Origin of the sequence: Streptomyces sp. N50, from assembly GCF_033335955.1 — a bacterium.
Lineage (GTDB): Bacteria > Actinomycetota > Actinomycetes > Streptomycetales > Streptomycetaceae > Streptomyces.
In genome coordinates this window covers 351665-364586 of record NZ_CP137550.1, presented here as the reverse complement: position 1 = coordinate 364586, position 12922 = coordinate 351665, and the positions used below count along the sequence as shown (strand labels likewise).

Genomic DNA, 12922 nt, shown 5'->3' with positions numbered 1-12922 from the left:
GTGCGTCAGCCTCGGAGTCCCGACCTCGTTGCATGGCCGACGATAACGTTGTCCTCCGACTTGGCGGAACACCACCGGCTCACGCCGTAGCCCCTTCCGTTGCCGAAGGCCAGGACGGACCGGTCGACCGACCGGTTTTGAAGAGCTGGCTCAACCGGGCCGCGGCACTGCGGTCTGGGCATGTCAGGCTCCCACGTAGCCGGCGACATGACCGGGAGCCGTCGTGTGTTCCTCCGGGAGGCGGGTCCAGGTGCTGGCGAGCTCGACGCGGGAGGACACGTCCAGTTTGCGGAAGATCTTCTTGAGGTGGAAGGCCACCGTGTGGGGCGAGATGAACAGTTGGCGGGCGACCCGCCCGTTGGTGAGACCCTGGCTGACCAGGTCGGCGACCGCGTACTCGGTGTCGGTCAACTGGCTTCCTGCTCGCCGGAAGCGTCCGGGCTTGAGGGGAGTCCGGCCGCCGTTGACCTCCAGCTCACGGAGTTTGCTGGCCACGCGCAGGACATCGCGCCGTGCGCCGACCGTCCGGTATCCGTCTGCCGCCCTCTTGAGGAGTTCGGCCGCCTGGTCGTGCTCGGAGCGGCGGGTGAACCGTACGGCGCTCGCGTCCTCCAGGGCCGAGGCACGCGCCCATCGGTCCAGGTGGAGGGCGGAAGCCCGGTCCAGAACCGCGGCGTTCTTCTCGTGGAGGCCCTTGGCGTGGGCGGCGGAGGCCTGGATCGTGCGGAACGTCCGGTTGCGGGCGCCCAGTTCGCCGGCCTGCGAGACGATGCGGGCGGCGATGGTCTCGTCACCCAGCTTCAGGGCGGCCCGGACCAGCCAGGCCGCCGCGGCCGGCTGCGACACGAGTAACTCCTGGGTCATCGCCTTGTCATGTACGAGGTCGACGAGGAGGGAGGCGATGCTCGCCGTACCGTCCCGGGCTTCGAGGGCCTGTGCGACAGCCCAGGCGCACTGCCCCGGCATGAGGACCGAGTGCCCGAACAGGGCGTTGTCCCGCAGCCGGTTCGCGTAGACGAGGCCGACGTTCGGATCCAGCCGTCGGGTGGCGCTGACGGCCATCACGAGATTTCCGATCGGCACCGGTCGACGGTGTCCCGTCTGCTGCGCCAGGCGCAGGCCCGCCTCGGCCGCTGCCGTGGCGGAGTCCAGGTCCCCCCGGGCCAGTGCGGTTTCCGCCTCGCACATCAATTCGTCCGGCTGTCCGTTAACTTCGGTGAAACTATGGACAGCTGACTGATCTTCAGTAAGTATCCTCGTGGCAGACGCTAGGCCTCGGGCGCGTGTCACCAGGGTTGCGTACCAGATTCTCGCGCTCGGTGAACTGCCTGTCCTCGGTTCGGTCGCCTCCATCGCTGTGGCCATTGAGGCGAGGCCCATGCTTCTGCCCAACTGGCCGTTGTTCCAGGACTGCACCGAAGCGGAAACTAGGCGACCCACTTCACTTGACCTGTGAAGAGGGGGGCCGGTAACCACGGATGCCTGAAGGGACACTCTTGCCTCCGAATCGGGACCAGTGAGGCCTGGCGGCGGCCCACTGTTCGCTGAGCGTGGTCGATCGCTCGTTGTCTTCCCGGGCTGAATCATGTGGCAGACGTACGACTTAGCGGTGCTCAAGGTGCGTCTCAGGTTGCGATCAGGCACGGAATTCTGTCAAGCAGATGCAGGCTGGCGTGTCGTCCAGCTATTCCCGAATGCCCGAGAAACCGGAATGGGGGATTCAGTCCAGGTGAATGAGCCGAAAAGCTGAGGTGGGCAGCGCTGCCGACGCGCGAGACCAAGCTGTGGCCGGTCACGGGTGGCCATGCTTTCGGCGACGGGATATCCAGGGTGGGGACTGGGCCCATCCGTACCGCACGGCCGTTCGATGATGACCAGAATTCGGCTGAGAATGGCCGAGAGGCCCCCTTTTGATTTTTGGTGCGGCCTGTGGCTGCGATATCGCCGTGAAAGATGTCGAGGCACCCGCAATGCCAAGATCGCGGGTTGAATCGGACCTGGTGGCGATTACTGCCGGTCGCGTCGTGGGTCCGTCGGCCGGGGCGGAAGCGCCGGGCGGTGCGGTGCTCGTGGGACGGCGGCGGACCGAGGGGGGAGTTCGGTCATGGGGAGGTGCGGGGGCTGGGTGATGAACTCGGGGAAACTGGTCGTCCGGCCGGAGATTTCGGCCATGTCCAGTACGGGGCGGGAAGCTGGTGAGCACCGGTTCGACGTCCTTGGCTGCGGTGACTTTCGTGGCCAACGCGCCGATGGGGCAGCGGACTTGGAGCCGTGGCAGGGGGCAGCTCCCTCATCGGCCGGCACTCGGCGGGCGACCTGGCCGCTCCGTGGCCGCCCCGCGCCGCTCGGCCGGCCCCGCGACCCGCTCACGTGCCGTGGTGCGGTCGGGGTGTCGCCGTCTGCCGGGTCATCGACCGGGACGGTGGCGAGCGCGCGTGCTCCTCGCGGCCGCCGGCTTCAGCTGCCACGGCTCACGCGGTTCCGCCGAGGCCCCCGCCGCCGGTAACGAGACCGGCACGCGCGCGGCGTCGCCTCAGGGTCGCCGGGACGCCGGTGGCCGTCCTTTCTGTGGCCGGATATAGAGGTCCCGAAGTTGACCTGTATCCGACGTGCATCCGAAAGGTGATGACTGGAATTCGGTCGAGAATGGCCGAGACGTTTCCTTTCACGATTTTGGCGTGGCGGGACGGTCGCCGATATCGGCGCGAAAGGCGTCGAGACCCCCGTGACGTCCCCTGGAACACCGTGCCCCGGTCGGGGGCTACCAGACTGAGGGATGCCCCGCGAAGGCAGATCTGTCTAGACTCGGCGAAGTCGGATCTGCGCTTTCGCGAACCGTCTGCCGTCCTTACGAACTACCCAGGAAAATTCAGAGGTCTTCTGTGTCTTCTCTTCTTCACATCGATGCGAGTATCCGTACTGAGGGCTCCACCTCGCGCCAGCTGACCTCGTACTACGCGACCCAGTGGCGGCAGAACCACCCCGATGCCGACTACGTCTACCGTGACCTGGGCGCGCAGCCCATCCCGCACATCACCCACGCGGTGCGCGAGTACGTTCTCGACCCCAGCCGCGACCACGGTCAGACGGCTGACGAGAAGGCGCTCGTCGACGCGGTGACGGCTGAGGTGCGCGCCGCCGACACGATCGTGCTCGGCGTGCCGATGTACAACTACACCATCCCGTCGACCATCAAGGCCTGGATCGACCTGCTGGTCAGCCCGGCCCACATGGTTCCCCCGGGGGCCGAGTCCGGTGCGCTCAGCGGCAAGTCCGTCATCGTGGTCACCGCGCGTGGGGGCTCCTACGCGCCGGGCACTCCCCGCGAAGGCTGGGACTACCAGGAGGCGTACCTGCGGGCCGTGCTCAGCTCGATCGGCCTCGCGGACGATCTCACCTTCGTGCACGCCGAGTTGACCCTCGCCGGGATCGTGCCGGCCATGGCGGCGCTCAAGCCGCTGGGAGAGAAGTCGCTGGCGACCGCCCACGAGACCCTCAAGAAGTTGTCCGTCTGACCCCTGCGCGCCCGCGGACCCGGTAGGAGTCCGCACCGGCTTGCCGTCCCCTCCACAGTCCTCTTCGGCGGGGCCGGCGGGCCGCCGCGTGGGAGCGGCAGCCGCGTGCAGCACGAGGCGAGACGTTCAGAAGATGCCCCGCGCGTGCGGACGCCCTGTTTCCGTGCGCGCAGGCATGGCCCGAAGCCATACGGATGCACGGATCGGAGAAGAGGCTTCATGAGTGAAGCGATCTCGTACGAGGACGCCTGGGCCCGCATCGACAAGTTCGACCCGCCCGCTCTCTTCGACGAGCTGCGGAAGGAACGCCCGCTCGCCCGGATGATCTACCCCGACGGCCATGTCGGCTGGATCGCCACCAGCCACGAGCTGGCACGACAGGTCCTGGGCGACCCCAGATTCAGCCACAGCCTGGAGATCGGACACTTCCCGGTCACCAAGTACGGCGGCCCGGTCCCGCAGTTCCCGGCCATGCCGGGCATGTTCATCCACATGGACCCGCCGGAGCAGACCCGCTTCCGTAAGCTCCTGACCAAGGAGTTCACCGTGCGCGGCGTCAGCCGGCTGGCCCCCGTCGTCGAGGCGGTGGCCGCCGAGCAGATCGCGGAGATGCGTGCCCAGGGTGGCACCGGCGACTTCCTGGAGGTCTTCGCCAGGCCTCTGGTCCTCAAGGTGCTCGCCCCGCTGATCGGCCTCGACTACAGCGAACGGGACCGCTTCGCCGACGCACCGGCCGTGATGAACGACCCGTTCGGCGACCCGCAGGCCGCGATGGCCGTGTTCCAGCAAGTGGGCGAGTTCGTCCACGGCACCATCGCCCGCAAGAAGGCCACACCCGGCGACGACATCGTCAGCCGTCTCATCGCGACCGGTGAGCTGTCCGACGAGGAACTCGGCAACATCACCACCCTGCTGCTCTTCGCGGGGTACGAGACCACCGAAGGCGCGCTCGCCACCGGCACCTTCGCCCTGCTGCACCACACCGACCAACTGGCCGCCCTGCGCGGCGACCTGTCGAAGATCGACGACGCGGTGGAGGAGATCCTCCGCTACGTCACCGTCAACCAGTACGAGACCTTCCGCACCGCCCTGGAGGACGTGGAGCTGGGCGGCGAGTTCGTCACGAAGGGCGAGACGGTCACCGTCTCCCTGCCGGCGGCCAACCGCGACCCCGCGAAGTTCGGCTGTCCCGCCGACCTCGACCTCGGCCGCGACACCTCAGGGCACGTCGCCTTCGGCTACGGCGTCCACCAGTGCGTGGGCCAGAACCTGGCCCGCCTCGTGCTGCGCACCGGCTTCCGCTCCCTCCTGGAAGCCTTCCCCGACCTGCGGCTGGCTGTGCCGGCCGACGAGATTCCGCTGCGGACGAAGGGGTCCGTGTTCTCGGTGAAGAGTCTGCCCGTCTCCTGGTAATCCGCTGGATGATTCCTCACCGTCCCAAGGGTGTGTGAAGTGCCCGCGGTCGTCCGCCGTCACACCCAGGGCGGCGACGCATCCTGTCCAGGATGCGGCCCGCGGGCGGAGCCCCTCACGAAGTGGCCAAGTACGTACGGCCGTTGGTGAGGGGGAGCCCCTGAACCACCGGGCGGACGGAGCAGAGGCACCGTGGCCGGCCACCGCATCCGGTGTCCCGGACCGCCTCGTTCACCTCGGTCCAGCCGGACCAGGACAACACAAGCCCGGAAGCCGGTCGTCACACGATCGAGCCGGCTCACCCCTGCGCGTCGTTCCCGGACCAACAGTTGCCCACCCCTGATCTCCGGAAGGAGTTCGCGGCAAGGTGCGTCCTGACCTGATCACCCCGCTCCCGGTCATCCTCCGGGAGAACGCAGTCCGGTTCCCGGACAAGATCGCTTTCGAGGACGACCGGCACGCGGTCACCTACGGAGAACTCGACGCCCGGACAAGGAGGCTCGCCGGTCACCTGGCCGCCCTCGGTGTCCGGCGCGGCGACCGGGTAGCCCTGTGCCTCGGCAACTCGGTTGCCATGGTGGAGAGTTACCTCGCGGTGGTACGGGCCGGCGGCATCGGCGTACCGGTCAATCCGCAGGCATCCCCGGCCGAGACGGCATACCTCCTGGCCGACAGCGGCGCGGTGTTCGCCTTTGCCGGCGCCGCTCATGCCGAGACGTTTCTGCGATGGGTTCCCCGCGGGACACGTGAGGTGTCCGTCGTCGTGGCCGGTGCCTTCGGCGACGGCACCGGTGCCGGGCCCACGCCGGTGCCGGGCGCCGCGGCGTACGAGGAACTCGCCGTCACCGAACCCGTCACCCAGGCCCCGGACGACCTCGGTCTCGACGAGGTGGCCTGGATGTTCTACACCTCGGGCACCACCGGCCGTCCCAAGGGCGTCCTCTCCACCCAGCGCAACTGCCTCTACTCCGTGGCCTCCTGCTACATCCCCGTGCCCGGGCTCTCGGAGCACGACCGCGTCCTGTGGCCGCTGCCGCTCTTCCACAGCCTGTCCCACATCGCCTGCGTCCTGTCCGTCACCGTCGCCGGCGCCACCGCCCGGATCATGGACGGCAGTTCGGCCGACGACATCCTCACCGCGCTGCGCGAGCACCGGTCCACCTTCCTGGCCGGCGTCCCCACCACCTACCACCACCTCGTCACCACCGCCCGGCGCACCGGCCTCTCCCTGCCCGACCTGCGCATCGGACTCGTCGGCGGAGCCGTCACCGGCCCCGGACTGCGTCACTCCTTCGAGGAGAGCTTCGGCGTCCCCCTCGTCGACGCCTACGGCAGTACCGAGACCTGCGGCGCCATCACCATCAACCCGCCCGACGGCGACGTGGTCGAGGGTTCCTGCGGCCTGCCCGTGCCCGGTGTCGGCGTCCGGATCGTCGACCCCAGCACCGGGCAGGACGTACCCGTCGGGCAGGAGGGCGAGGTCTGGGTCAGCGGGCCGAACGTCATGGTCGGCTATCACAACAGCCCCGAGGCCACCGCCGAAGCCGTGCAGGACGGCTGGTTCCACACCGGCGACCTGGCCCGGCGCGACGAGGCCGGCTACTTCACCATCTGCGGCCGCCTCAAGGACCTCGTGATCCGCGGCGGCGAGAACATCCATCCCGACGAGATCGAGGCCGCCTTGCGCGGGGCCGAAGGCGTGGCCGACGCCGGAGTCGCGGGCATGCCCCACGACACCCTCGGCGAGGTACCCGTCGCCTGGGTGGTCCCCGGTCCGGACGGCATCGACCTCGCCCGGCTGCTCGACCACTGCCGCGCCGAACTCTCCGTCTACAAGCTCCCCGAGCGGATCCACGAGACCCGCACCATCCCGAGGACCGCCTCGGGGAAGATCGTGCGCCGCCTCCTCGCCGACCTGCCGGCCCGGCTGCGGTACGCCGCGGACGGCCACCACGAGGGACTCCTGCGGCCGGACTGGAGCGAGCTGGCGGTCACCTCCGACGCCCCGGAGCACCTCCGGTGGGCTGTGGTGGGCCGGACCGCCGTCGCCGACGGCATCGTGGCCGGCCTCCGGCGGGCCGGTGCCGCCGAGGTACAGCACTACACGGACCTCCCGACGTCTCGCGCCGCCGGTGACCCGGCCCCCGAAGTGACGGTGCTCGCGGAAGCGGACACGGACGGGGACCGCCTCGCAGGCTGGGCAGAGGAGACCGGGTCGCGGCTCGTCGTCCTCACCCGGGGCGCGGTGGGCGTCACCGACCGGGACGGCACGCCGGATCGCTCCGAGGCCGGGCTGTGGGCGGCCGCACGGGCCGTACAGACCACCGGGAGCGGCGGCACACCGCTGACGATCGTCGACCTCGACGCCCGTACACCGGAGTCCCAGTGTGCCTCGGCGCTGATCGCCGCCGTCGCCTCGGGCCTGCCTCAACTCGCCGTACGAGACGGGCGGTTGCTGCGTCCCGCGTTCCGCCGAGTCCCTGTCGTCGACGCGCCGGGCTCCGCGGTGCCGGGGCTCGACGGCACCGTGGTCGTCACCGGCGCCGACACCGAGACCGGTGCGGCCCTCGCCCGACACCTGGTCACCGCGCACGGAGTACGACGCCTGGTAACCGTCCGAGCAGCGGACACCGACGACGGGCTGAGCCAGGACGACCCGGCGACGAGCGGCGCGGAGATCGTCCGCGTCGTGGCCGACGGCTCGGATCCGCAGGAACTGCGGGTGGCGCTGGCCGGACTCGGTCCGGTGACTGCGGTCGTGCACACCGCCTCCGACCCCGAACTCGCCCAGGTACTGGACGACTTGACCACCGCCGACGAGCCCGCCGCGTTCGTCGCGGTCACCGACGCCGCCGCACTGCTGGGTGCGGAGTCCGGGAGCCGCGCCCCAGCGGTGGTCACCGCCGCCCTCACCGAATCCGTCGTCCGCGGCCGCCGACGCCGCGGACTGCCCGGCTCGTTGCTGGCGCTCGGCCGGCCGGACGAGGGCCCCGGTGTCTTCGACGTACTGATCACCTCCGGATCCCCGGCCCTGCTGGCGCTCCGGCCGACCACCACCGACCCGGACGACCGGGTGCGCAGGCTCCTCGACACCCTGATCGAACAGGAGCCCCGCGCCGCGGCCCAGGCCGACGAGACGATCACCGCCGCCCTGCGCACACGCCTGGCCGACCTGGACGAGCGGGCCCAACTCACCCTGCTCGACCGGCTGGTCCGCGAACTGACCGCCGCCGTCCGTACCCCCGCGAGCCCCGAGCCGATCCCGGCGGACCGGTCCTTCCGCGACCTCGGCCTCGGCTCCCTCGCCGTTGTCGAGCTGCGCAACCGCCTGACCGAACGGACCGGACTGAGCCTGCCGACCACAGTGACCTTCGACCATCCGACCCCCGAGGCCCTCGCCGCACACCTGCGCGGCCGGATCCTGGGACTGCACGACACCGCCGGGCAGACGGCACCCGACGAGGCCCCGGACGGGACTGCCGACCCCGCGGATCCCATCGCGATCGTGGGCATGGCCATCCGGCTGCCGGGCGGTGTGGGCAGCCCGGAGGACCTGTGGCGACTGGTGTCGGAGGGGCGCGACGCGATGTCCGCGTTCCCGACCGACCGCGGCTGGGACCTGGAGAAGCTGTTCGACTCCGACCCGGACAAGACGGGCACGTCCTACGCCGGCCAGGGCGGATTCCTGGACGGGGCCGGGGAGTTCGACGCCGGCTTCTTCGGGATCTCACCGCGTGAGGCCCTCGCGATGGACCCCCAGCAGCGACTGCTCCTGGAGACCTCGTGGGAGGCGCTGGAACGGGCCGGAATCGTTCCGGGAACGCTGAAGGGCCGTGATGTCGGGGTGTTCTCCGGCCTGATGGGCCAGGGCTACGGACCGACGGGCGCGGCTCCGGCCGAACTCGAAGGCTTCGTTGCCACGGGCACCGCGTCGAGCGTGGCGTCGGGACGCGTGTCGTACGTGTTCGGCTTCGAGGGCCCGGCCGTCACTGTCGACACAGCTTGCTCCTCGTCCCTCGTCGCCATCCACCTGGCGGCCCAGTCGCTGCGCCAAGGCGAGTGCTCGCTGGCGCTGGCGGGTGGCGCGACAGTGATGGCGACCCCGGACACCTTCGTGGAGTTCTCGCGCCAACGCGCACTGTCCTCGGACGGCCGGTGCAAGTCGTACGCGGATGCCGCGGACGGTACGGGCTGGGCCGAGGGCGCCGGTGTCGTCGTCCTGGAGCGGCTGTCCGAGGCCCGGGCCAAGGGCCACAAGGTGCTGGCGGTCGTGCGGGGTTCGGCGGTCAACCAGGACGGTGCGTCCAACGGTCTGACAGCGCCCAGCGGGCCTTCGCAGCAGCGCGTCATCCGCAAGGCGCTCGCCAACGCCGGTCTGTCGACGTCGGACGTGGATGTGGTCGAGGGGCATGGCACCGGGACGGTGCTGGGTGATCCGATCGAGGCGCAGGCTTTGCTGGCGACTTATGGTCAGGATCGGTCTGCTGAACGGCCGTTGTGGCTGGGTTCGTTGAAGTCGAATGTGGGTCATACGCAGGCGGCTGCGGGTGTATCCGGTGTGATCAAGATGGTGTTGGCGCTGCGGCATGGTGTGATGCCGCCGACGTTGCATGTTGATGTTCCGTCGTCGCAGGTGGACTGGTCGGCGGGTGCGGTGGAGTTGTTGACGGAGGCGCGGGAGTGGCCGGTCACGGGTCGGCCGCGTCGGGCTGCGGTGTCGTCTTTCGGTGTGAGTGGGACGAACGCGCATCTGGTTCTGGAGGAGCCGCCGGCCGGGGAGGTGGAGGCGGTTGAGGTTCCGGTGGCTGATGGTGTGGTGCCGCTGGTGGTGTCGGCACGGAGTGTGGGCGCGCTGGCTGGTCAGGCGGAACGGCTTGTCTCCTTCGTAGAGGCGGGTGAGGAGTCGCTGTCGCAGGTCGCGACAGCGCTCATCTCGCGGCGTGCGGTGTTGTCGGAGCGGGCGGTGGTGGCGGCTGGGTCGCGGGAGGAGGCGTTGGCGGGGCTGCGTGCGCTGGCGCGCGGGGAGTCCGTGCCTGGCGTGGTCGTCGGGAGTGCCGAGACTGCGGGTCGGACGGTGCTTGTCTTTCCGGGGCAGGGTTCGCAGTGGGTCGGTATGGGTCGTGAACTCCTGGATTCCTCACCGGTGTTCGCGGAGCGGGTCGCCGAGTGCGCGCAGGTGTTGGAGCGTTGGGTCGACTGGTCGCTCGTCGATGTGCTGCGGGGGGACGCTCCGGCTGAACTCCTGGAGCGGGTCGATGTGGTGCAGCCCGCGAGCTTCGCGGTGATGGTGGGTCTGGCTGCGGTGTGGGCGTCGGTGGGTGTGGTGCCGGATGCGGTGGTGGGTCACTCGCAGGGTGAGATTGCCGCCGCGTGCGTATCCGGGGCGTTGTCGTTGGAGGACGCTGCCCGCATTGTGGCGGTGCGCAGCCAGGTGATCGCCGGGAGTCTCGCGGGCCGTGGTGGCATGGCCTCGGTGGCGCTGGCCGAGGAGGACGCGCTCAAGCGTCTGGAACGCTGGGCGGGCCGGGTTGAGGTCGCGGCGGTCAACGGTCCGGCGTCCGTCGTCATCGCCGGTGACGCCGAGGCCCTCGACGAGGCCCTTGATGTCCTGGCGTCGGACGGTGTGCGGGTGCGGCGGGTCGCAGTGGATTACGCCTCCCACACCCGGCACGTCGAGGCGATCGAGGAGACGTTGGGGGAGGCCTTCGCCGACATTCGTGCGCAGGCGCCCCGGGTTCCCTTCTACTCGACCGTGACCGGTGAATGGGTCCGCGAGGCGGATGTCCTGGACGGCGGCTACTGGTACCGCAACCTGCGCAGTCGGGTCCGTTTCGGTCCCGCGATCGCGGCTCTCCTGGCCGAGGGCCACACGGTGTTCGTCGAGTCCAGCGCCCACCCCGTTCTTGTTCAGCCGGTCAGTGAGATCGTCGACCAAGCGGACGGCGATGCTGTGGTGAGTGGTTCGCTGCGCCGTGACGAGGGTGGTCTGCGCCGGCTGCTGACCTCGATGGCCGAACTGTTCGTCCGGGGCGTGCCCGTCGACTGGACCGGCATGCTGCCGGACGGTGCGGACGCCGGTCACCTCGATCTGCCGACCTACGCCTTCGACCACCAGCGCTACTGGCTCCAGACCGCCCCCGCGACCGACGCCGCCTCCCTCGGCCAGGTCACCGCCGACCACCCGCTCATCGGCGCGATCATCGGGCGGCCGGACTCCGGTGGGTTCATGACCACCGCGCGGTGGTCGGTGGCCGCTCACCCCTGGCTGGGTGATCATGCCGTCGGTGACGTCGTGGTCGTACCGAGCGCCGTGCTGGTCGAGTCGGCCGTCCGGTTCGGCGACGAGGTCGGCAGTCCCGTGGTCGAGGACCTGGTCGTGGACCGGCCCGTCGTGCTTCCGCTGCGCGGGGGCAGGGCCGTGCAGATGACCGTGGGGGAGGCCGACGACCAGGGGCGGCGAGTTATCGGGGTGTACTCCCGATCGGACGACGCGGGTCTGGACGCTGCCTGGACTCGTCACGCGCACGGCACGCTGGCGACCGGGGCGGTCACTCCGGCCGCTTCCCGCAGCGCGCTGCCGGACGACGGCCCCGCGACCGATGTCGCCCTGGACGACGCGTTCGGCGACGCCGACCGTTACGGCCTGCATCCGGCGCTGCTCGACGCGGCGGTCCGGACGGCCCTCCCCGAAGGCATGATCGTGGCCCGGTGGAGCGGCGTGACCCTGCTGGCCTCCGGTGCCGCAGCGGTGCGGGTGCACTCGGCCCGTACCACTGCCGGGGATACCCGACTAGAACTGCGCGATGCCACCGGCGCGCCGGTGCTGAACGCCGACGCCGTCGTCGCCGAGCCGTTCTCGCCCGAGCGGGCGGGTGTCGCGGACGCGGCGGCGCATGATGCCCTGTTCCAGGTCGACTGGGCCGAACTGCCTCTGCCCGCAGGGGAGATGACCGAGGACGCCGGCACCGCAGTGGCTGTTGCCGGTGCGGAGGACGTCGCTGCCGTCGCGGCGGACCGGGCGGTGGTACCGGACTTCCTGCTGTACGAGGCCGGGCGCGCGTCCGCCGATGTGCGTGCGGCGGTCGCCGCCGCGTTGGCCGTTCTCCAGGCGTGGTTGGCGGAGTCCTCCCTGGCGTCCACCCGCCTTGTCGTGTTGATCCCCGGCGGTGCCGAGGACGAACTCGCCGTGGCCGCCGTGTCGGGTCTGCTGCGGTCGGCGCAGTCCGAGCACCCGGACCGCATCGTCCTCGTCGACCACGACCACGACCACGACCACGACCCCAACCCCGACGCCGATGGCGATGAGTACCGCGACGGTGCGTCGGCCTCTGAGGACTCGGCGGCTTCGGACGAGAGGGCGGCCGTGAAGGCCGTAAGGCTCGCCCTGGCCGCCGGGGAGAACCGGATCCGTGTGCGCGGTGGCGTGGTCTCCGTGCCTCGGCTGATGCGCACCCCGCTTCCCGAAGGCCCTCGGCGTGAGCTCGACCCCGACGGCACCGTGCTCGTCACCGGCGGTACCGGGACGCTCGGCGGACTTGTCGCCCGGCACCTGGCGACCGACCACGGTGTGCGGCACCTGCTGCTGGCCAGCCGGAGCGGGCCGGACGCCGACGGAGCGGCGGCACTGCGCGAGGAACTGACCGCTCTCGGCGTGACCGTCACCCTCGCCGCGTGCGACACCGCCGACCGGGACGCGGTCGGGGCACTCCTGGCCGCCGTACCGGACGCACACCCGCTCACCGCCGTCGTCCACACCGCCGGCGTCCTCGACGACGGCGTGGTCACCGCCCTGACCCGAACCGGGTCGACACCGTCCTGCGGCCGAAACTGGACGCCGCACTGCACCTGCACGAGCTGACCCGGGACGCGGACCTCGCGGCGTTCGTCCTCTTCTCCTCCGCCGCCGGTGTCCTCGGCAACCCCGGCCAGGCCAACTACGCAGCGGCCAACGCCTCCCTGGACGCGCTCGCCCTGCACCGCCGCCGGTCCGGTCT

At 70.5% G+C, this 12922-nt stretch carries 3 protein-coding genes and 2 pseudogenes; 4 read left to right on the top strand and 1 reads right to left on the bottom strand.

Annotated features, from left to right (window positions below; all coding sequences use genetic code 11):
- Window positions 1-183 precede the first annotated feature (183 nt).
- Window positions 184-1188, bottom strand: a complete 1005-nt coding sequence (locus tag R2B38_RS46175) for a response regulator transcription factor (RefSeq protein ID WP_318022190.1) — start codon at window positions 1186-1188, stop codon at window positions 184-186.
- Between the two features lie 1694 nt (window positions 1189-2882).
- On the opposite strand from R2B38_RS46175, the gene R2B38_RS46170 reads away from it, so the two are divergent.
- The 4 genes and pseudogenes from R2B38_RS46170 to R2B38_RS51440 all read left to right on the top strand — a co-directional run.
- Window positions 2883-3515, top strand: coding sequence for an FMN-dependent NADH-azoreductase (locus tag R2B38_RS46170; protein WP_318022189.1), 633 nt, complete (start codon window positions 2883-2885; stop codon window positions 3513-3515).
- A gap of 219 nt (window positions 3516-3734) precedes the next feature.
- Window positions 3735-4928 (top strand): cytochrome P450, encoded by a 1194-nt coding sequence (locus R2B38_RS46165; RefSeq protein ID WP_318022188.1) that lies wholly within the window; start codon window positions 3735-3737, stop codon window positions 4926-4928.
- Between the two features lie 367 nt (window positions 4929-5295).
- A pseudogene (locus R2B38_RS51445) lies at window positions 5296-8277 on the top strand (AMP-binding protein); the annotation flags it as partial.
- A gap of 162 nt (window positions 8278-8439) precedes the next feature.
- Window positions 8440-12899 (top strand): annotated as a pseudogene (locus R2B38_RS51440) (type I polyketide synthase); the annotation flags it as partial.
- Between the last annotated feature and the right edge of the window lie 23 nt (window positions 12900-12922).

Coding starts and splice junctions, on each gene's coding strand:
- R2B38_RS46175 (WP_318022190.1), bottom strand. CDS start 1,188: ATGTGCGAGGCGGAAACCGCACTGGCCCGGGGGGACCTGGACTCCGCC.
- R2B38_RS46165 (WP_318022188.1), top strand. CDS start 3,735: ATGAGTGAAGCGATCTCGTACGAGGACGCCTGGGCCCGCATCGACAAG.